The organism is Actinoplanes sp. KI2, from assembly GCF_025630775.1.
In the GTDB taxonomy this organism is placed as follows: domain Bacteria; phylum Actinomycetota; class Actinomycetes; order Mycobacteriales; family Micromonosporaceae; genus Actinoplanes.
This window is the reverse complement of sequence record NZ_JAOSZE010000038.1, coordinates 1-20,421: the sequence shown is the minus strand read 5'-3', so window position 1 is coordinate 20,421 and position 20,421 is coordinate 1. Positions and strand designations below refer to the sequence as shown.

Sequence of the window (20,421 nt, the reverse complement as noted above, 5' to 3'; positions counted from 1 at the left end):
GGCGCAAGAGGGGATTCTCATGTCGGAACAGCTGCGGGTCGGCATGGTCGGCTACGCGTTCATGGGCGCCGCGCACTCGCAGGCGTGGCGCACCGTGAACCACTTCTTCGACCTGCCGCTGGCGGCCCGGATGTCGGTGGTGTGCGGCCGCTCCCCGGAGGGGGTCGCGGCCGCGGCCGCCAAGCTCGGCTGGGAGTCGCACACCACCGACTGGCGGGCACTGGTCGAACGGGACGACATCGACCTCATCGACATCTGCACCCCGGGCGACACGCACGCCGAGATCGCGCTGGCCGCGCTCGCCGCCGGCAAGCACGTACTGTGCGAGAAACCCCTGGCCAACACCGTGGCCGAGGCGCGCGAGATGGCCGCGGCCGCCGCGGTTGCGCGGACACACGGCGTACGGGCGATGTGCGGTTTCAACTATCGGCGGGTGCCGGCGGTCGAGCTGATGCGGCGGATGGTCGCCGACGGGCGGATCGGCGTGCTCCGCCACGTGCGAGCCCAGTACCTGCAGGACTGGATCGTCGACCCGTCCTTTCCGCTGGTGTGGCGGCTGCGCAAGGAGGTCGCTGGGTCGGGTGCGCTCGGCGACATCGGGGCGCACATCATCGACATGACGCAGTACGTGACCGGGCAGTCGATCGCGTCGGTGTCGGCGCTGACCGAGACCTTCGTCCGGTCGCGGCCGCTGCCCTCCGCCTCGTCCGGGCTGTCCGCCGCCGGCGACGGCACCGAGTTCGGCGAGGTCACGGTCGACGACGCCGCGTTGTTCCTGGCCCGGCTCAGCGGGGGAGCGGTCGCCACGTACGAGGCGACCCGGTTCGCCACCGGGCGCAAGAACGGGCTGCGGGTCGAACTCAACGGCTCGCTCGGGTCGCTGGCGTTCGACTTCGAGCGGATGAACGAACTGTCCTTCCACGACGCCACGCTGCCCGAGGCCGAGCGCGGCTTCACCCGGATCCTGGTGACCGAGCCGATGCACCCGTACATGGCGGCGTGGTGGCCGGCCGGGCATCCGATCGGCTACGAGCACACCTTCACCCACGAGATGCGCGACCTGATCGAGGCGATCGGCGTCGGCGCCGATCCGGCTCCGTCCTTCTCGGACGCCCTGCAGGTGCAGTTGGTGCTGGACGCGGTGTCCCAGTCGGCCGCCTCGGCCCAGTGGACGAAGGTGGAGCAGGTCATCGAATAGACGTCCGTCGCGGGCCGGCGAGGGACGGCGCGGTTGCGCCCCGCGCCGGCCGGCCCGGGACGGGACTTTGCGGCAGGCGGCCCCGGGCCGCCTGCCGCAAGATTTTTCGTTTCTGCATCGTCGGTGTCTTCCCGCACGGGTGAGCGTCGCGTGCATGTCCGAACGTGCATATAGCGCATATAGATAGCGCTCTCCGGGGCCTGGTGCGGCTACCCGAATGCGTATCTACCGGCAGGTCACCCTGGCCGCAAGCATCCACCATGACCGATGATTGAGGCGGTCTTGGATCATGTTCCCGCCGGTCACCGCGTCGCACGGTACGTACGCCGCTGATCCTGGGGACACCTGACGCTCGTATCCGAGGGCAGGTGGACCCCATGGATGGAGGCGTCATGTCAACCCGACGGACCGCGCCGCGTGCATCGAGGCGCGCGCGTCGCATGGTCCATACTGGACGCCTTAGCACGCGCGGATGCACGTGCAGATGCACCCGCTCGCACGCCCGGGGAGGACTCTGATGCGGCTGAGACATCCTTCCGGGCGGATCGTGCACCTCAGTTGTGCGGTCGCCCGACCGGAGAGCAATCTACCGGGCATCGTCCGGCAGCTCGACACGTACGGCGCCGTCCGGGCCCGCCTCGGCGTGGATGCGCTCGGTGTGAACCTCTGGCTTTCCCCCGCGCTCGCCGCCACCCTGGCCGTCGAGAGCCGCGCCCGCACCCGGCTTCGTGCCGAGCTCGACGCCCGCCGCCTCGAGGTCGTTACGTTGAGCGGCGCGCCCTTCGGCGAGGGTGGCGGCGAGCGGTCCCCCGCATGGACCGAACCCGCCCGCCGCGAGTACACCTTGGACCTCGCCCGCATCCTGCTCGACCTGCTCGACGAGGACGCCGTGCGCGGCGCGGTCAGCAGCATCGGCCTCGGCCCCCGGGCCGGTTGGGCCGAGGCCGAGGACAAGGCGAGCGCCGGCATCCTGCGCCGCCTCACCGCCGGCCTCGCCGACCTCGCCTGGCAGAACGGGCGGGCGGTGCGGGTCGGCTTCCTGCCCGAGCCCGGCTGCGTGCTGGACAGCGCCGAGCAGACCGTGGCCGCGCTCAGCCGCCTCGACAAGGAGCGGCTCGGCGTCTGCCTCGACCTCGGTCACGTGGCGCGCACGTGGCCCGACCCGGCCGCCGGCATCGAGTCGCTCACCGACGCCGGGCTGTCCATCATCGAGGTACGCCTCGCCGCGGTGCCGGGCGGGACGACCGAGGCGTGGCGGTCCGCGCTGCGGCACGTGTTCGGGGCCGGCGGGCCTCTCACCGAGTACCTGACCCTGCGGTCCCGGGTGCTCGACCCGGGTCCCGACCAGGTGGCCGGCGATCTCGCGTACCTCCTGGCGGAGCTGGCCGCCCTCGGCCTCGCGCCGGAGAACGAACCCTGCCCCGCCCGCTGAATTTTCGATAAGGTTTCCCTGGCGCTGCCTTATCGGCGGCCGATCGGGAGGCGCAGACCCGGCCGGCCTCAAGACGCTTCGTGGTGGCCCGTGGTTGTCCGGCCGGTATCCCTCGCCGTCCGCCGATTCCGGCTGCGATCAGGGAGAACGACATGGCCCGACCCATCACGCTCTTCACCGGCCAGTGGGCCGACCTGCCTTTCGACGAGGTGTGCCGGCTGGCCGCCGAGTGGGGCTACGACGGCCTCGAGATCGCCTGCTGGGGCGATCACTTCGAGGTCGACCGGGCGCTCGCCGAGCCCGACTACATCGACCGCAAACGCTCCGTTCTGCAGAAGCACGGTTTGCAGGTCTTCGCGATCTCCAACCACCTAGTCGGGCAGGCGGTCTGCGACCACCCGATCGACGAGCGCCATCAGGACATCCTGCCCGCCGCGATCTGGGGCGACGGCGAACCTTCGGGCGTCCGCGAGCGGGCCGCGGAACGGATGAAGGACACCGCACGCGCCGCCGCCAAACTGGGCGTCAAGACGGTCGTCGGCTTCACCGGCTCCTCGATCTGGCACACGGTCGCGATGTTCCCGCCCGCGTCCTCGGCGATGATCGATCGCGGGTATCAGGACTTCGCCGACCGATGGAACCCGATTCTCGACGTCTTCGACGAGGCCGGCGTGCGGTTCGCCCACGAGGTGCACCCCAGCGAGATCGCGTACGACTACTGGACCACCCGCCGGGCCCTGGACGCGATCGGGCACCGGCCGGCCTTCGGCCTCAACTGGGACCCGTCCCACTTCGTCTGGCAGGACCTCGACCCGGTCAACTTCATCCTCGAATTCCGGGACCTCATCTACCACGTCGACTGCAAGGACGCGAAGGTCCGCACCGGCGACGGGCGGCGCGGCCGGCTCAGCTCGCACCTGCCCTGGGCCGACCTGCGCCGGGGCTGGGACTTCGTCTCGACCGGGCACGGCGACGTGCCGTGGGAGGACTGCTTCCGGGCGCTCAACGCGATCGGCTACACCGGGCCGATCTCGATCGAGTGGGAGGACGCCGGGATGGACCGCCTGGTCGGGGCGCCCGAGGCGTTGCAGTTCGTGCGGCGGCTGGCCTTCGACGCGCCCTCGGCAGCCTTCGACGCGGCTTTCCGGAGCTAGCTGGCTCCGCTTCGCTCCGCGGGCGACGATCGCCTTTTGAGGTCAATGAGTTGGGCCCGGTTTTCAGCACCGCAAACCCCGCGGAGCCGAAAACCGGGCCCAACTCATTGACGGGCGATCGCGCGGATAGCTCCGTGGTATGGAGTCCACAGCAATGGCCGCGCCGACGCTGCCACTCCTCCTACTGAGATGGCTGCTCGCTTGCGATGCGGACCAGTTCGACCAGGCCGCCGGCGTACTCCTGGGATTCGGCGTGGGCTTCCGGGAACGGGGGCTGGAAGCCGACGCCGTCCCACTCCTGCGTCTGGTCGTTCCAGATGTCGTTGCCGACCTCGAAGTCCCAGGCGTCGATGCCCAGGTCGTAGTACAGCTCGTCGGCCGAGTTGCCGCCCGCCGAGTACAGCACGTCCGCGACCGGCCCGGTGTAGGCCGGCCAGGTCACCGTGCCGCGCGAGGACGCGATCGCCCCGACGATCCGGCGCGCGCTGTCCAGGAAGAACTTCGACTCGTCGATCGACGGCCGGGGCAGCGTGATCCGCCCGTCCGCCTTGTACGCGCCCGGCGGCCACATGAAGTACCCGCCGTAGCTGTGCACGTTCAGCGCGAACCTGATATTCGGGTGTGCGCTCGCCAGGGCGATCACGTTGCGGCTCTCCGCCTCGGAATGCTCGGCGGTGCCGGCGTAGGTGCCGGAAAGGCAGTTCGGGCTGCCGCCGACGTAACCGTCGAAATAGGAACCGACCGAGTAGTTACGGTTCACGTCGACGCCCCAGGAATCGCGGTACTTGGGGTCGCGGCTGGTACCCGTACAGTGATTGACCAGGTTTTTGCGTTGGAAGTTGTAGTCGTTGAAGGTGTAGTTGGCGCCGTCCGGGTTCACCGTCGGAATGACGAAGATGTCGACCGAGTCCACCAGCTGCCGGGTCGCCGGATCGGTGGTGTAGTTGGCCAGCATCCGCTCCGCGAACTCCAGCGTGACCAGCGGCGTCGCCCATTCCCGGGCATGCTCCTGGCTGTAGGCGAGCACGCCGATCTTGGAGCCGTCGCGCACCTTGCCGATCCGCAGCGCCTGGACCGTCCACGATTTCTTGGTGACCTCGGTGCCTTTCAGCCCGTCGTCGAGCCGGACCGGCCCGGCGATCGGCATGACCAGCCCGGCCGAACCGTCCTCGACAAAGGCGCGGAACCGCTGCGGGTACTTGGCGGTGACAAAGGCGGCGACATCGTCGGTCGTGCTTATCGTCTTGCCGCCGGCATCGGTGGCCAAGCTCAACGTCAAGACCCGGTCCTGGTACGTGGCGGACAACGGCCGATTCGGTTTCCCGGGATCGACGGTCTTCACCTGGACGCCGTTCATTCCCTGATCGCCGAACTTGACCGACTCGACGACGACCGCGGCGACGGCCGGATCGCCGAGGTAGGCCACCGCCGTCCGCCGATAGCCCTGGGTCCGGTTCGGCAGGTCGATGACGTCGACCAGCGCCGGGTACTGCCGCTTGAGCCGCTTGATGCGCGCGGCGATGTCGGTCGGCGTCATGTACGCCTCGACGAAGTCCTTCTGATAGCCGGTCGGCTCGGCCGGGGGAGTGGCGTTCGGCCAGACCGCCGGTGTGGTCGCCCGGGTCTGCCCGCCGAGGCTGGACACCGCGGTGACCTGCGTCGGCCGGCCGGGCAGCGACTGCGGGAGCGCGTAGTGGTACTGATACTCGCCGGAGTCCTCGAAGCGGATCAGCGGGTACGACCCGGTCGCGCCGTCCGCCGTTCGCCAGCTGACCGTGATCTCCACGTCCGGGTCGTCGGTGGCGGTGGTGGTGACCTGCGTCTGCAGGAAGGTGTGCCCGTTGGTGGTCCACCAGTACGCCTGCAGGAAGTGCAGCGTGTCGGCGCCGGCGACGGCGATCTTGGCGCGGCTCTGCGCGATCCGGGCCATGCCGTCCGACTCCCGCTCGATGACCTGCGTCGGCTGGGCACCGGAGTTGGTGAGCGCGGTCAGTTCCGCCTGGTCGACCACCAGGTCGGCGAGGATCGCGCCGTCCGCCGAGGTCTTCGGCCGGGCGGCGATGTCGGCGCCGTCCGCGACCAGCCGCCGCAGGGCGGCCTCGTCGGGAAGGCGGAAGCGGATGAGGGCGTGTTCCGAGCCGAGATCGATCGGCGCGGCGGCGTTCGCCGGTTGTGGGGCGAGCGCGACGATGAGGAGGGCGACGGCCAGCGCCGCCGTCCACCGGGCCCGAGGTGACATCGAACCTCCTGCGTCATCGAAGGATGTCGCTATCAGCCCATCGTCATCATCGATAGATGTCAATCACCTTCGAAGCGGGCAGGGGATCTCATGGCCGAACCGGTGATCATCGACTGCGATCCGGGGCACGACGACGCGCTGGCGTTGCTGCTGGCGGCCGGTGACTCCCGGCTGCGGCTGCTCGGCGTCACCACCGTCGCCGGCAACCAGACGCTCGACAAGACGACGCGTAACGCGTTGCGGATCCTCGCCCTGGCCGGCGCGGTCGACGTGCCGGTCGCGGCCGGAAGCGACCGCCCGCTGGTCGGCGAGCTGACCGTGGCCGAGGACATCCACGGCTCGTCCGGGCTCGACGGTCCGGAGCTCGACGTGCCGGTCGCCGAGGTCGCCGGCGTGCACGCGATCGAGTTGACGCGCCGGCTCATCGCCGGCTCCGACCGCTCGGTCACGCTGATCGCCACCGGCCCGCTGACCAATGTGGCTCTGCTGCTGCGCAGCCATCCCGAGGTGATGCCCCGGGTGCGCCGGGTGGTCTTCATGGGCGGCTCGACCGAGCGGGGCAACACGACGCCGTACGGCGAGTTCAACATCGCGACCGATCCCGAGGCGGCCGACATCGTGCTGCGGTCCGGCCTGCCGGTCACGATGATCGGGCTCAACGTCACCCACCAGGCGCTGGCGACCGACGAGGTGATCGCCGAGTTCCTGGCGATGGGCACCCGGCTCGGCGTGATCTGCGCCGAGCTGATGACGTTCTTCGCGAGCACCTACCGCCGGGTGTTCGGGTTCGCGCATCCGCCAGTGCACGACCCGATCGCCGTGGCCGCGGTGCTCGAGCCGTCGCTCGTGCGAACGGTCGAGGCGCCGGTCCTGGTCGAGCTGGGCGGGGCGTACACCCGCGGCGCGACCGTGGTGGATCTGCATCGCCGCACCGGGCATTCCCCGAACGCGGACGTCGCGGTGGGACTGGACGTGCAGGCCTTCTGGCGGCTGCTGATGGACGCGGTGGGCCGGCTGAACCGGGCGCCCTGAGGACGCCCGGTCACCGCCGAGGGTCAGCGGGCGAGCGCGTTGCCCTGCTTGTCGGAGAACTTGCCGATCGCGATCATGATGAAGTCGATCAGCGTCCAGATGCCGAGCCCGCCGAAGGTGACCAGCATGAGGATGCCCGTGCCGATCTTGCCGACGTAGAAGCGGTGAACACCGAAGGAGCCGACGAAGAAGCAGAGCAGCAGCGCGGCGATCCAGGACTTCGAGCCGGTCGCGGCCGGGGTTTCGGTGGCGGTCATTTCGCTTTATCTCCCAGTTCGAAAATCGTCGAAGGCGATGCAAGATAGCGGTATTCCACGGTCTTGGGCAATATGCGGGCCCGCGAATTCTGCTCGGAAGGGCAAAGATGACGGTGAGTGGGCGGCAGGCTATCGCGCCGTGATCACCGCGACGGCGATGGCCACGACCGCGGCGCGTGCGGCGGGCTGAGCGTGCGCCAGAGAAACTCCTGGGCCAGCGCGTCCAGGGTGGCGGCCTGCGCGTTGTCGGCGGCCGCGCCGTGGCCGCCCTCCACATTCTCGTAATAGCTGACCGGATACCCGTACTCCCGAAGCCGGGCCGTCATCTTGCGCGCGTGTGCCGGATGGACCCGGTCGTCCCGAGTGGACGTGATGAACAGGACCGGCGGGTACGGCTGCCCGGGCCGCACGGCGTGATACGGCGAATACTCCCGGAGGTACGCCCAATCCGCCTCGTCATCGGGGTCGCCGTACTCGGCGATCCAGGAATGGCCGGCGAGCAGCTTGGTGTAGCGGTGCATGTCGAGCAGCGGCACCGAGGCGACGACGGCGCCGAACAGCTCCGGATGCCGGGTCAGCATGACGCCCATCAGCAGCCCGCCGTTGCTGTCCCCGCTGATGCCCAGCCGGTCCGGCGTCGTGATGCCCCGGCTCACCAGGTCGGCGGCGACCGCGGCGAAGTCCTCGTACGCCCGGATCCGATTCTCCCGCCGCGCGGCCCGATGCCAATCCGGACCGTATTCGCCGCCGCCGCGGATGTTCGCGACCGCGTAGGCGCCGCCGCGGGCGAGCCAGCCCCGCCCGAGAACGCCGTCGTAGCCGGGGGTCATCGAGATCTCGAAGCCGCCGTACCCGGTCAGCAGGGTCGGCCCGGGGTGTTCGCCCCCGACCACGAAATAGGGCACCTGCGTCCCGTCGGCGGAGGTGGCGAAGAACTGCCGCACCGCCAGGCCGTCGGTGTCGAAAAACGCCGGCTCGCTCTTCAGGATCGCCATTTTCTCGTCCTCCCCGACCGTGGCCAGGCCCAAGGTGGCGGGCCGGAGATACCCCGAGAAGCGGATGGCGTACGAGTCGTTGCGGTCCGGATCGGTGTCGGCGATGCCGATGTCGTCGAATTCGCCGGGGCCGGGCATCTGCCGTCGCCGCCAGCCCGTCGCCCCCGCCGGTTCCGGGGAGAGGATGTGCACCCGGCTCTTGACGTCGGTCCGGGTGACGAGCAGAAGGTGGTTCCGCGTCCACGCCCAGGTGTCGAGCGACGTGTGCTCGTCCGGCCGGAACAGAACGGTCAACTCCCGTCCGCCACCGAGGAAATCGTCGAACTCGGTGGCCAGCAGCGTGCCGGCCGGATGGGTCAGCCACGCGGACCGAGGCCGGATGAGCAGCCATTTCCGGTGCACGTCGATCCAGGCGTCGTCCGGGACCTCGATCCGGACCAGGGCGCCGTCCGGCGTACGCAGGAAATGCTTTGCGCGGTAGAAGTCCAGGAACTGGGTGACCAGGTCCCGCTCGAATCCCGGCGTCGGATCGTGGCCGGCGCTCACGCCGAGCTCGCCGGTACCCGCCTCGTGCACCGGTTCCGCGGCGGACAGGGGAGTGCTGCGTCGCCATTGTTTGACGATGCGTGGATAGCCCGACGCGGTCAGCGAACCGGGCCCGAAATCCGTCGCGACGTAGATGGTGTCGGCGTCGATCCAGCCGACCGAGCTCTTCGCCTCCGGCAGGGTGAACCCGTCCTCGACGAAGGCCCGGCGCGCCAGGTCGAACTCGCGGACCACGACCGCGTCGGCGCCGCCCCGGGAGAGGCTGATCAGGCAGCGGTCGTACGCCGGGCGCAACACGGTCACCCCGGCCCAGGTCCAGCTCTCGCCCTCGGCCGCGTTCAGCGCATCCAGGTCGAGCAGCACGTCCCACTCGGGCTGGTCGAGGCGGTACTGGTCCGGTGTGGTGCGCCGCCACAGCCCACGGGGATGGTCGGCGTCCGTCCAGAAGTTGTAGTAGAGACCGTCGCCGCGCCACCCCGGCCACGGAACATGGTCCTTGTTGTCGAGCACTTCCCGAATCTCGTCCCGGCGGCGCGCGAAGCCCTCGCCGCCCAGCCCGGCCAGCGTCTCGGCGTTGCGGGCGGTCACCCAGCGCGCGACCTCGGGCGCGTCCAGCGATTCGAGCCAGCGGTACGGGTCGTCGGACACAGCCACCCCCGGCGTCGATCGATAGCTCGACAATCGCACCGTCCGGACCCCGTTGCCAAGCGGCGCCCGATCACCGGCCCCGGCGGCTGTCGGCGGGCCAGTGTCCGGAATCAGGCAGTCGCGGATGGGGGAAAGCCTTCCGCGGCCCACCCCATCAGGCGATTCTCTCTGCATAGGCCGAGCGACGGTGCTGGCGGCGAGTTGATAGCGTCGTCGCCGCGCGATGATCGCGCTTGGCGACGACGTCGAGGAGTCCGGATGGGTCTTTGGGACAAGCTCAAGGGTGAGCTGATCGACATCATCGAGTGGCTCGACGACAGCCGAGACACCATCGTCTGGCGGTTCCCGCGGTACGAGAACGAGATCAAGATGGGCGCCAAGCTCGTCGTCCGCGAGTCGCAGGTGGCCGTCTTCGTCAACGAGGGCCAGATCGCCGACGTCTTCACGCCGGGCACCCACACCCTGACCACGCAGAACATGCCGATCCTCTCGACCCTCAAGGGCTGGAAGTACGGTTTCGAGTCGCCGTGGAAGGCCGAGGTGTACTTCGTCAACACCCGGCAGTTCACCGACATGAAGTGGGGCACCCAGAACCCGGTGATCGTGCGCGATGCCGAGTTCGGCATGGTCCGGCTGCGCGCGTTCGGCGCGTTCGCCATGCGGGTCGCCGACCCGGCCGCGTTGCTGCGCGAGCTGGTCGGCACCGACCCGCAGTTCCGCACCGAGGAGGTGCAGGAATACCTGCGCCAGATGGTGGTCAGCCACCTCGGCAGCGCCCTGGCCACGGCCAACGTGCCGATGCTCGACCTGGCCGCGCGGCAGCAGGCGATCGGCGCCACGCTCGCCGCGGTGCTCACCGACGAGCTCGCGCCGAGCGGCATCGCGATCCCGAAGTTCATCATCGAGAACATCTCGGTGCCGCCGGAGGTGGAGGAGGCGCTGGACAAGCGCACCTCGATCGGCGTGGTCGGCAACCTGGACAACTACACCAAGTTCCAGGCCGCGAACGCGATGGAGGACGCCGCCAACAACACCGGCGGTGCGGGCGAGGCGTTCGGCTTCGGCCTCGGCATGGCTGCCGCCCAGCGGATGACCCAGGCTGCTTCCGGGCCGTCGGCTTCCGGACCGCCGGCTTCCGGGCCGCCGCCGCTGCCCAACGCCGCGGAGTGGTTCGTCGGCGTGGGTGGCCAGCAGCAGGGCCCGTACGACCAGAACGGTCTGGCCGCGATGGTCTCATCCGGCACGCTGCGGCGCGAGACGCTGGTCTGGAAGAACGGCATGGCGGGCTGGACCGCCGCCGGCCAGGTCGCCGAGCTGGGCGGCATCTTCGCCCAGGTCCCCCCGCCGCTCCCGCCGCAGGGCTGACCGCCGATGACCCAGACGCAGTACCCGTGTGCCAACTGCGGGGCGAACGTCGAGTTCGCCCCCGGCACCACCGTGCTCAAGTGCCCGTACTGCGGCGCCGAGACCCCACTCGCGCCCACCGGCCAGCAGATCCGCGAGCACTCGTACGCGCAGTTCGCCGGCCTGCCCCGGAAGCCGGTCGCGACGGTGGCGCCGCACGTCTTCACCTGCAAGGGCTGCGGCGCGATCACGCAGAGCGACAAGATCTCCGACCGTTGTCAGTTCTGCGGCGCGCCGCTGGTCGCCGACGTCTCCTCGGGCGACATGGTGATGCCCGAGGCGGTGCTGCCGTTCGGGGTCGACCGGCCGGCCCTGCGCGAGGCGCTGAAGGCCTGGACGTCGTCGCGGTGGTTCGCGCCGAACGGGCTGAAGAAGGTCACCACGGCCGAATCGTCACACAGCACATATTTGCCCCATTGGACGTACGACGCCCGCACGGTGTCGAACTACTGGGGCGAGCGCGGCGACCACTACTGGGTGACCGAGACCTACACCGAGGACGGCGAGACCAGGACCCGCCAGGTGCAGAAGACGCGCTGGTCGTCGGCGAGCGGCACGGTGGCCCGCGACTTCGACGACGTGCTGATCACCGGCACCACCCGGGTCGCCCCGAAACACCTGGACAAGCTCGAGCCGTGGCCGCTGCCGGAGTCCGAGCCGTACCGTCCCGAATACCTGGCCGGCCACGAGACGCTGCGCTACGACGTCGAGCCGGAGAGCGGGCTCGAGACGGCGAAGTCGCGGATGGCGCCGATCATCGAAGGGGACTGCCGGGACGACATCGGCGGCGACGAGCAGCGGGTGCACCAGGTCGACACCCAGTACGGCGACGTGACCTTCAAGCTGATGCTGCTGCCGGTCTGGATCGCCTGCTACCTGCACGCCGGTAAGACCTACAACATCCTGGTCAACGGGCGTACGGGCGAGGTTGCGGGCGAGCGCCCGTACAGCGCCGCCAAGATCGCCGCCGCGGTGATCGCCGCCATCCTGGTCATCGTCGTCATCGTCGTCCTGATCGCCATGAACAAACAGTCCTGAGGTGTCGGATCGCGGCGGCCGCATTCGTAGCAAGGGATGAGGGCGACCGAACGACGAGGGGATGATCCCGGTGGCGCAATACCTGATGTCCGTGCTCCACGACGACTCGATCGGCCCGGTGACCGCCACGCCGGCGGAGGACGCCGCGATCGACGTCTTCAACGAGAAGCTGCGAGCCGACGGCAACTGGGTCTTCGCGGGTGGCCTCGCGTCGCCCGCCTCGGCCACCGTCGTGGACGGCAGGCACGGCGAGCCGGTGTTCACCGACGGGCCCTACCTCGAGTCGAAGGAGCACGTCGTCGGCTTCTGGATCATCGAGGCACCGCACCTCGACGCGGCGCTCCGGCTGGCCGCCGAGGGGTCGAGGAGCTGCCACCGGCGGATCGAGCTCCGGCCGTTCCTGGCGGGATGACCGACGTCGGCGAGGTGATCGCCCGGGTCCATCGCGAGGAGTGGGCCCGGGTGGTCGCGACCCTGGCGCGCCGCATCGGCGACCTCGACGTCGCCGAGGAGTCGGCCGCCGAGGCGTTCGCGGCCGCCGTCGAGCACTGGCCGGCCGCGGGCGTTCCGCCCAATCCCGGCGGGTGGCTCACCACCACCGCGCACCGCAAGGCCATCGACCGGCTTCGCCGCGAGGTCAGGCGGGAGGAGAAGCACAGGGAGGCGCTGATGCTGCGGTCCGAGCCCGCGGAGCCGTTCGGCGCCATCGACGACGATCGGCTTCGCCTGATCTTCACCTGCTGCCACCCCGCGCTCGCCATGGAGTCGCGGGTCGCGCTGACCCTGCGCATGGTGGGCGGGCTCACCGTGCCCGAGATCGCCCGCGCGTTCCTGGTCCAGGAGACCGCGATGGGCCGGCGCATCACCCGGGCGAAAGTAAAGATCAAAGACGCGAGGATCCCGTACGGGATTCCGTACCGTGAAGATCTTCCGGCGCGCGTCACCGGGGTGCTCGCCGTGCTCTATCTGATCTTCAACGAGGGCTACCTGGCGTCCGACCCGGAGAAGGAGCCGATCCGCGCCGACCTGACCACCGAGGCGATCCGGCTGACCCGGCTGGTCCGCGCCCTGATGCCCGCGGACGGTGAGGTCGCCGGCCTGCTGGCGCTGATGCTGCTGACCGAGGCCCGCGGGCCGGCGCGCCTGTCGGCGACCGGCGAGCTGGTCGCGCTCGGCGATCAGGACCGCGGCGCCTGGGACCGCGCGCTGATCGCCGAGGGGCACGCGCTGGTGCGCGCCTGTCTCGACGCCGGCCGGCCGCCCGGCCGCTACCAGATCCTCGCCGCGATCAACGCGGTCCACACCTCCGCCCCCGACGTCCGGTACACCGACTGGTCGCAGGTGGTGGCGCTGTACGACCAGCTGACCCGCCTCGACCCGTCGCCGATCGTCCGGCTGAACCGGGCGATCGCGCTCGCCGAGCTGGACGGCCCGTCGGTCGCGCTCGCCGAGGTCGACGGCCTGCCGTTGGACGGCTACCACGCCTTCCACGTCGCCCGCGCCGAGTTGCTGCGCCGGCTGGGCCGCAGCGACCAGGCGCGGGCGGCCTACGACCGGGCCATCGAGCTGGCCGCCAACAGCGGCGAGACCGCCTACCTGATCCGCCGCCGCGACCAGTTGCCCGCCCGCCGCTGAAGCGCGTCGTAGGCCGCCAGCGGGTGGGTCGCCAAGCGGTTGGGTCGCCAAGCGGTTGGGTCGCCGGGCGGTTGGGTCGCCCCGCGGGTGGGGTCGCCGGGGCGGCGGGTGGGCCGCCGGCGTCGTCGGCCGCTTCGCCGCGGGCGGCATAGGCTGCGGGCATGCGGGTAGCGTTCGCCAGCGACGACGAGAACGAGACGACCCGAGCCGTCGTCGCGGCCCTGACCGAGGGCGGCCACGAGCTCATCCGCCCGGAAGCGCCGGAGAGCTGGCCCGATCTGGGCCGTTTCGTGGGCCGTGCCGTCGTCGAGGGCCGAGCCGACTACGGCGTGGTGATGTGCTGGACCGGCACCGGCACGGCGATCGCGGCGAACAAGGTTCCCGGCGTCCGGGCGGCGCTCGCGTGGGACCCCTGGATAGCCCGCGGCGCGCGACTCTGGAACGACGCAAATGTGCTGGCGATGAGCCTGAAACGACTGGCGCCGGACGTGGCGGTTGAGGTGCTGCGAGCGTTCCTGGACACGCCGGAACCCGACCCGGAGGAGGCCCGGAACATCGCCGCTGTGGAACACCTGTGAGGCGAGCCGAACTCCGGATGTGAATTTGGCTCAGGTCGGGGGCTCTGGGGCCGACTCCTACCCGCCGACAGGCCCTTTTCGTTTCAGGAGATCGTCGTGGCAGAGCTTCCTCGTCTCGGGACGACCATGTATTTGGTGCACGCCGAGGACACCAACTACCGCTCTCGGCTCGAGGGCGTGGAGAACGAGGTGTTGAGCGTCGCGGCGCCGCTCGAGACGACGGGAACCGAGGTACCCCGGCCGGGGCAGGAGATCGAGGTCTTCTGGGCGCAGCCGCGTACCCGGATCATTCTGCCCTGTCAGCTCGTCGAGATCACCGACAGCGCGCCGTTCCAGTGGCGGCTCCTGCCCACCGGCGAGCCGCAGCCGGGCAACCGCCGTGAGTTCGTCCGCGGCGGCGGCGGCCCGGAGGTGCAGCTCGGCGCCGAGCTCGAGGAGAAGCTGCTCGATGGGCGGCTGCTCGACATCAGCGAGGGCGGGCTGCGCTGCCGGCTCTCGATGAAGCCGCGGATCAAGGTCGGCGACCCGATGTCGGCCTGGCTCCAGCTCAACAACGTCGATGTCGAGGTCACCGGCACGGTGTACCGGCTGCGCGAGGCCTACCTCGGGTCCGGCTGGGAGATGGTGGTCATCTTCCGCGCCGACGAGAAGACCGCCCAGCTGATCCGCCAGTACGTCTACGCCTGGGAGATCGCCGAGCGTCGCCGCAACTCCGAGGACGACCTCTGACCCCAGCGTCGCGGCGCCCGAGCGGCCGGCGTCAGGAGGGCTGAGCTCGGTCACCCGCCGGACGGTGTGGGTGACGGTTCGGCCAGCACGGCGACCCAGGCCCAGACCACCTTGCCGGTGGCCGTGGGCCGGCTTCCCCAGGCCTGGGCGAGGGCGGCGACCAGCAGCAGGCCGCGCCCGCCCGGTCGGCGGGGATCGGACCGCTGCAGCTGCGGGAACGAGCGACTGTGGTCGTGGACCTCCACCTGCACGACGCCCTTCCCAGGGGTCAGGTTCAGATGGCCGCCGCGGTCGGTGTGCTGCACGACGTTCGCGACCAACTCCGTGATCACCACCATCACGTCGTCGACCACCTCGACCGGCTGCCCGCGGAGCACCTCGACCGCTCTGCCCCGGATCGACGCGATCTCCACCGCATCGGTGAAGGACAGCCGCAATACGTCCATCCCGGGTGCGTACCCAGCGGGCGCGATGACACTCCCCCCGTTCGGGGGACACCCACGCTCCGGAATCTGTGGCATAGCGTCGGATCCGGGCCGAGTCGTTCGTAGCTCAGGCGAGAGCGGTCGGCGGCGGCCGCCGGGACAAGGGAGCATGGGATGACGCGATACTTGATCTCGTTCAATGACGGCGCGATGGACCATATCCCCGCCGAGGACATGCCCGACGTCGGCAAGGCCGCGCGCGCGGTGATCGAGGAGGCCGTGAGCGCCGGCGTGTGGGTGTTCGGCCTCGGGATCGAACGGCAGCAGGCGAGCATCGTGTCCACCGACGGGATGGTCACCGACGGCCCGTACCCGGAGACCAAGGAGGTCCTCGGCGGGTTCGCGGTCGTCGACGTGGCCTCGCGCGAGGAGGCGCTGGCGTGGGCGGCCAAGATTGCCGTCGCCTGCCGCTGCGCGCAAGAGGTCCGGGAGGTCCTGCCCGATCCGGAGAGCGAGGCGCTGCTGCGCCAGATCGAGCAGCGACGGTGACCCTCCGGGGATCGGGCTCGAAGTGGAGCCCGGTCCCCGCGCCTGGCCGGCTCACGACCCCGGCGGCGTACCGCTCAGGAGGTTTCGCAGGCCGTCAGGCCCAGTCGTGCCGGGCGGCGTACCAGCCGAGCTGCATCCGGCTCTGCACGCCGGCCAGGTCCATCAGGTGGCGCAGGCGGCGTTGCAGCGTGCGCAGCGAGAGGTCGAGCTGGCCGGCGACCGCCTGATCGGTGAGGCCGGCGAGCAGCAGCGCCAGGATCTTGCGGTCCAGTGCCGTGGGCGCGTCCGCCTCCCGGGCGTCCTCCGCGGTCAGATCACCGAGCGCCGACGCGTCGAGTGGGTATCCGTGCCGCCACACGATCTCGAAGAGCGCGTCCATCGCCGTGAGCAGCCCGGAGCGGTGCAGCAGCACCGCGCCCGGTTCCTCGCCGGCGGTGGCGGTCAACGGGACCAGGGCGAGCTCGGCGTCGGCCAGGATCAGCTTCATCGGCAGCGACTCGGTCACCCGGACCTCGACCCCGTCGCGCAGGGACACGCTGGTCTCGGCGGCCACGCCGGGCTCGGAGAGCGCCGGCTGGTCGATCACCACGCGGTACCGGACGCCCTGGGCGACCAGCTGCGACTCCACCGGGTTGGCGCCCGGCGGCACGGCGACGAAGGGCCTGGTGACGAAGCTGCGAACCTGGGTGCGGGCGGCGTGCTGCACCTGGGCGAACCGGTGCCGGATCGCCTCCACGCCGGTGACCACCTCGATCAGCTCGTTGATGGTGCGGCCGGCCATCGCCTTGCGGTGCTCCTCGGCGAGGGTGACCAGGGCCAGCTCGGCGCTGCGCAGCTCCGCCCGCCGTTCGCTGATCATGGCGCCGAGCGCGATCGCGGGCGGCGCCGCGGCGAAGGCACCGTCCGGAGTGGACTTCACCAGGCCGAACGCCATCAGGTGCGACAGCGTGGCCTCGACCGTGGCGGCGGGCACCTGCAGAGCCTCGCCCAGCTCGGCCAGGTCGGCCTGGGCACGCCCGGCGAGCACGCCGTAGACCGCTTCGTGTTCGGGGGTCAGGCCCAGAGCGCCGAGCATCGGTGGCCGTCTCCTCTCCACCTGTCGCTGCGCAGAGAGTATGCGCTACTCGGCGACTCGTTGCCTAATGCCGCCCACCGAGGACGAATTCGGGTGGTTCGAGCCCGGCGCTTTCTGAAAGCACCTAAAATTCGGCCTTGGACCGGCAACGGTGCATCACAGATCGTGGGAGCGGACGGCGGTCGTCTCGGACGGGCTGGTACGACACGGGGGCAGCGCCCATGGACAACCGCAGTACCGAGGCTGACCGGGCGCCGGACCCCGCGGGCCGGCCACCGACGATGCTCGACGCGGTACTGCCGGTCGTCGTGCTCATCGCGCTGCTCGCGACCACCATCGTCCTGTTCGGCGCGCAGGCCATGGACGGGCCGTTGCAGGTGGCGCTGCTGCTGAGCGCCGCCTTCGCCGCCCTGGTCGCGTTGAAGAACGGCTTCGCGATGACAGCGGTGGCCGACGCGGCGATCGGTGGCGTCACCACGGCCATGGCACCGATCTTCATGCTGCTCGCGATCGGCGCGCTGATCGGCACCTGGAACATGGCGGGCACGATTCCCAGCGTGGTGGACTTCGGCATCCGCCTGATGAGCCCGACCTGGTTCTACCTCGCGACCGCGGTGGTGTGCGCCACGGTCGGCCTGATCACCGGCAGTTCGTGGACCACGGCCGGGACCCTCGGCGTCGCGTTCGTGGGGATGTCGAAGGTGATGGGCCTGCCGGTCGAGGTGACCGCGGGCGCGGTGATCTGCGGTGCCTACTTCGGCGACAAGATGACGCCGTTGTCGGAGACCACGATCCTCGTGCCGAAGCTCGTCGGGCGCGGCCTCACCGTCGCTCAGCACGTGCGCAACGTCTTCTGGACCTCGGGCCCGGCGCTCGCCATCAGCCTGGTCATCTTCTTCTTCATGGGCCTGAACGCGCAGCCGCAGGGCCGGCTCGACACGGCGGCGGCCCAGGAGGCGCTCGGCAACGTCTTCCACCTCTCGGTGCTCAACCTGTTGCCCCTGCTGCTGTTGCTGATCTTCACGGTGAAACAGATCCCACCGTTCCTCGCGCTGCTCGGGTCGGCGCTGTTCGCCGGCATTCTCGCCACCTTCACCCAACATGCCGCGGTGACCGCGTTCGTCCACGAACCGAGCCTCGGCCCGATCGCCACCGGCCTGAAGGCGATCTTCTCGGCCATGGCGACCGGGTTCGTCTGCCGGTCCGGCGCGCCGGTCATCGACGAGCTGTTCACGCGCGGGGGCATGGCGAGCATGCTGAGTACGGTCTGGCTGATCCTGGGCGCCCTCTCGTACGCGGCGATCATGGAGCACGCCGGTTTCCTGCGCCGGATCATCACACCCGTCGTCACCCGGGCGAAGCGGCGCGGCTCGCTGATCCTCGCCGTCAACAGCACCGGGATCGGCCTCAACGTGGTGGCCGGCGACGTGTACGTCGCGGACGTCCTGCCGAGCCGGATGTTCCGGGACGAGTTCGCCCGTCGTGGGCTGGCGCCACAGACGCTCGCCCGCGCGGTCGAGGACGCGGGCACCGTCACGGCCGTACTGGTGCCGTGGAACACCAGCGGGGCGTACACGGCCGGGGTGCTCGGCGTCGCCACCGGCGCCTACCTGCCGTACTGCTTCTTCAACATCCTCAGCCCGATCCTCGACGTGCTCTACGGCTTCATTGGCTTCAAGGTGCCGACCGTGGCGCAGGCCGGCGCGCCGTCCGACGACGCGGAACCGCGATGACCGCGGATCGTCCGGTCAGCGGTTGCCGCCGCGGAAGATGCGTAGGAAGAACAGGAACACGTTGAGGACGTCGAGGAAGATGGACGCCGCGAGCAGCGGTGCCGAGTCGACGTCGGACGAGCGGCGCACCCGCTGGAAGTCGAACATGATGAAACCAGCGAAGATCACCAAGCCGAGTACGGAGTAGATCAGAGCGCCGTTCGGGATGTTCACGAAGATCAGCAAGATCCCGAAGCCGAGCAGCGCCACCAGGGCCCAGAAGCAGATCCGGGCCAGCGCCGTCAGATCGCGCCGGGTGGCGTACCCGGCCGCGCCGAACCCGGCGACGAACAGCGCCGTTGCCGCGCCGGCCTGCCACAACGCCTGCGGGTCGGTGCTGGCGTAGTAGACCAGCGTCGGCGCGACCGCCACGCCCATCAGCAGGCCGAACACCATGAGCAGCGCCACGGTCTGCTGCCGCGACCGGCGTACGGTGAACTGCATGCCGATCAGGGCGGCGAACGACGCGAGATAGGCGACGAACGCCAGCCAGCCGGGCAGATTGCGCCCGAGGTAGGCGCCCAGCGCGAACAGGCCGGTGGTCGCCGCGACGTAGCCCATCGTCTTGGCGAACAGGACGTGGCCGCGGTCGCGGGCAGCGAGACCGGCCGGTTGGTATGGGTACGCGTTGTCCACCGAAGCCCCCTGAGGTCGAGGTGGTCCGACTACCACTGTGACCCCGAGCGGTCGGCGAGACACCGTCCGCCCGGGATGACTTACCACGGACCGGGCCGGTGCCCGGCCGGGCGGTCACATGGTCCGCACGGGGTAGACGCTCGCGTATGTAATCGGGTGTCCGCCGCATGGATCAGCTCACCCGGCTGCGGTCCCATGGAGTCATGAGTCGTACCTGGGAAGTCCTCACCGCAGCCACCACCGTGGGGAGCGGGCTGCTCGCCGGTGTGTTCTTCGCGTTCTCCGCGTTCGTCATGAGTGGTCTGCGGCGGCTGCCGGAGCCGGGTGGCGCGGCCGCGATGCGCTCGCTCAACGTCACCGCGGTCCGTCCGCCCCTCATGATCGCCTTGTTCGGTGTCTCGGCGCTCTGCGTCGCGATCGTCGTCCGGGCGCTCACCACCTGGTCGCAGCCCGGCGCCGCGTGGTTGCTGGCAGGCGCGGCCCTGACCATCGTCGGAGCACTCGGCGTCACGTCCGCGATCAACGTGCCGCTGAACGACCGCCTGGAGTCCGGCGCGGTCACCTGGTCGCGGTTCCTGGCCGGCTGGGAACCGGCGAACCACGCCCGTACCGTCCTCTGCCTGGCCGGATGCGCGGTGCTGCTGGTCGCGGCGGTCCGCCGGCATTGACGGGTGGGGGTCCGCACGGACCCCCACCCGAACGGTCACCTACCCGACGCTGCAGGCGGTGGTGTTGACCGAGAACGCGGTCGGCCGGTTGTTCGTGCCGGACCAGGTGGCGTTGAACCCGACGCCGTCAAGCGTCTGCCCGGGGTTGAGGGTGGCGTTCCAGGACGCGTTCGCCACCGGCACCCGGGCACCGTCCTGCGCGACGGTGCTGTTCCAGAAGCCGGTTATCTGCTGCCCGTTGGCGAACACGAAGCGCAGCTTCCAGGCCGGGATCGGCGTGGAGCCGGTGTTGGTGATGCTCATCGTGACGCCGAAACCGCCGGATGTCGGGGTGGTGTTCCACTGGCTGTCGACCCGGTACGTGACCCGGCAGCTGGTCGGTGGCACGTCGCCGTCGTCGAAGAACACGTT

Annotated in this window: 20 protein-coding genes; 13 read left to right on the top strand and 7 right to left on the bottom strand. The window is 70.2% G+C overall.

The features are described from left to right. The first annotated feature begins 19 nt into the window (after positions 1 to 19). The 3 genes from ODJ79_RS33885 to ODJ79_RS33875 all read left to right on the top strand — a co-directional run bounded on the left by ODJ79_RS33885 (position 20) and on the right by ODJ79_RS33875 (position 3,784). Positions 20 to 1,198, top strand: coding sequence for a Gfo/Idh/MocA family protein (locus tag ODJ79_RS33885; RefSeq protein WP_263027721.1), 1,179 nt, complete (start codon positions 20 to 22; stop codon positions 1,196 to 1,198). A 517-nt stretch (positions 1,199 to 1,715) separates the two neighbouring features. Further along, a complete protein-coding gene (locus ODJ79_RS33880; RefSeq protein WP_263027720.1) occupies positions 1,716 to 2,630 on the top strand; it encodes a sugar phosphate isomerase/epimerase family protein in 915 nt (304 codons plus the stop codon). Between the two features lie 152 nt (positions 2,631 to 2,782). Further along, positions 2,783 to 3,784, top strand: a complete 1,002-nt coding sequence (locus ODJ79_RS33875; RefSeq protein WP_263027719.1) for a sugar phosphate isomerase/epimerase family protein — start codon at positions 2,783 to 2,785, stop codon at positions 3,782 to 3,784. A gap of 181 nt (positions 3,785 to 3,965) precedes the next feature. On the opposite strand, the gene ODJ79_RS33870 is transcribed toward ODJ79_RS33875, so the two are convergent. Beyond that, entirely contained in the window at positions 3,966 to 6,023 is a 2,058-nt protein-coding gene (locus ODJ79_RS33870) for a M14 family zinc carboxypeptidase (protein ID WP_263027718.1), read from the bottom strand. 90 nt (positions 6,024 to 6,113) lie between these two features. Between ODJ79_RS33870 and ODJ79_RS33865 the strand changes: the two genes are divergently transcribed. Next, positions 6,114 to 7,055: a nucleoside hydrolase gene (locus tag ODJ79_RS33865; protein ID WP_263027717.1), complete on the top strand. Its 942-nt coding sequence runs from the start codon at positions 6,114 to 6,116 to the stop codon at positions 7,053 to 7,055. A gap of 23 nt (positions 7,056 to 7,078) precedes the next feature. On the opposite strand, the gene ODJ79_RS33860 is transcribed toward ODJ79_RS33865, so the two are convergent. Both ODJ79_RS33860 and ODJ79_RS33855 read right to left on the bottom strand, forming a co-directional pair. Then, the gene (locus tag ODJ79_RS33860) at positions 7,079 to 7,312 is read right to left on the bottom strand and encodes a TM2 domain-containing protein (protein WP_263027716.1); all 234 of its coding nucleotides are present in this window, start codon (positions 7,310 to 7,312) and stop codon (positions 7,079 to 7,081) included. Positions 7,313 to 7,455: 143 nt separating this feature from the next. Next, entirely contained in the window at positions 7,456 to 9,501 is a 2,046-nt protein-coding gene (locus tag ODJ79_RS33855; RefSeq protein ID WP_263027715.1) for a prolyl oligopeptidase family serine peptidase, read from the bottom strand. A 258-nt stretch (positions 9,502 to 9,759) separates the two neighbouring features. Here ODJ79_RS33855 and ODJ79_RS33850 point away from each other — a divergent pair, with 258 nt between their 5' ends. From ODJ79_RS33850 to ODJ79_RS33825, 6 genes are all read left to right on the top strand, one after another. After that, entirely contained in the window at positions 9,760 to 10,866 is a 1,107-nt protein-coding gene (locus tag ODJ79_RS33850) for an SPFH domain-containing protein (RefSeq protein ID WP_263027714.1), read from the top strand. Positions 10,867 to 10,872: 6 nt separating this feature from the next. After that, positions 10,873 to 11,943 (top strand): hypothetical protein, encoded by a 1,071-nt coding sequence (locus ODJ79_RS33845; RefSeq protein WP_263027713.1) that lies wholly within the window; start codon positions 10,873 to 10,875, stop codon positions 11,941 to 11,943. A 70-nt stretch (positions 11,944 to 12,013) separates the two neighbouring features. Beyond that, complete coding sequence (locus ODJ79_RS33840) at positions 12,014 to 12,355, top strand: YciI family protein (protein ID WP_317620726.1); 342 nt, start codon at positions 12,014 to 12,016, stop codon at positions 12,353 to 12,355. Beyond that, positions 12,352 to 13,578, top strand: coding sequence for an RNA polymerase sigma factor (locus ODJ79_RS33835; protein ID WP_263027711.1), 1,227 nt, complete (start codon positions 12,352 to 12,354; stop codon positions 13,576 to 13,578). The genes ODJ79_RS33840 and ODJ79_RS33835 overlap by 4 nt, the downstream gene beginning before the upstream one ends. Before the next feature lie 161 nt (positions 13,579 to 13,739). Continuing rightward, on the top strand, positions 13,740 to 14,156 hold the full coding sequence (locus ODJ79_RS33830) for an RpiB/LacA/LacB family sugar-phosphate isomerase (RefSeq protein ID WP_263027710.1): 417 nt from the start codon (positions 13,740 to 13,742) through the stop codon (positions 14,154 to 14,156). Positions 14,157 to 14,252: 96 nt separating this feature from the next. Next, positions 14,253 to 14,885: a PilZ domain-containing protein gene (locus ODJ79_RS33825; RefSeq protein WP_263027709.1), complete on the top strand. Its 633-nt coding sequence runs from the start codon at positions 14,253 to 14,255 to the stop codon at positions 14,883 to 14,885. Positions 14,886 to 14,935: 50 nt separating this feature from the next. Here ODJ79_RS33825 and ODJ79_RS33820 read toward each other — a convergent pair whose 3' ends face one another. After that, on the bottom strand, positions 14,936 to 15,331 hold the full coding sequence (locus tag ODJ79_RS33820) for an ATP-binding protein (RefSeq protein WP_263027708.1): 396 nt from the start codon (positions 15,329 to 15,331) through the stop codon (positions 14,936 to 14,938). Between the two features lie 153 nt (positions 15,332 to 15,484). On the opposite strand from ODJ79_RS33820, the gene ODJ79_RS33815 reads away from it, so the two are divergent. Continuing rightward, entirely contained in the window at positions 15,485 to 15,859 is a 375-nt protein-coding gene (locus tag ODJ79_RS33815; protein ID WP_263027707.1) for a YciI family protein, read from the top strand. A gap of 94 nt (positions 15,860 to 15,953) precedes the next feature. Here ODJ79_RS33815 and ODJ79_RS33810 read toward each other — a convergent pair whose 3' ends face one another. Continuing rightward, positions 15,954 to 16,934, bottom strand: coding sequence for a transcriptional regulator TrmB (locus ODJ79_RS33810; protein WP_263027706.1), 981 nt, complete (start codon positions 16,932 to 16,934; stop codon positions 15,954 to 15,956). Positions 16,935 to 17,155: 221 nt separating this feature from the next. On the opposite strand from ODJ79_RS33810, the gene ODJ79_RS33805 reads away from it, so the two are divergent. Further along, entirely contained in the window at positions 17,156 to 18,667 is a 1,512-nt protein-coding gene (locus ODJ79_RS33805) for a Na+/H+ antiporter NhaC family protein (RefSeq protein WP_263027705.1), read from the top strand. A gap of 15 nt (positions 18,668 to 18,682) precedes the next feature. On the opposite strand, the gene ODJ79_RS33800 is transcribed toward ODJ79_RS33805, so the two are convergent. Then, positions 18,683 to 19,342, bottom strand: coding sequence for a Bax inhibitor-1 family protein (locus tag ODJ79_RS33800; RefSeq protein ID WP_263027704.1), 660 nt, complete (start codon positions 19,340 to 19,342; stop codon positions 18,683 to 18,685). 203 nt (positions 19,343 to 19,545) lie between these two features. On the opposite strand from ODJ79_RS33800, the gene ODJ79_RS33795 reads away from it, so the two are divergent. After that, complete coding sequence (locus ODJ79_RS33795) at positions 19,546 to 20,010, top strand: DUF1772 domain-containing protein (RefSeq protein ID WP_263027703.1); 465 nt, start codon at positions 19,546 to 19,548, stop codon at positions 20,008 to 20,010. Positions 20,011 to 20,049: 39 nt separating this feature from the next. Here ODJ79_RS33795 and ODJ79_RS33790 read toward each other — a convergent pair. Next, positions 20,050 to 20,421: cellulose-binding domain-containing protein (locus ODJ79_RS33790; protein ID WP_263027702.1), on the bottom strand; the 372-nt coding region annotated here is incomplete at its 5' end.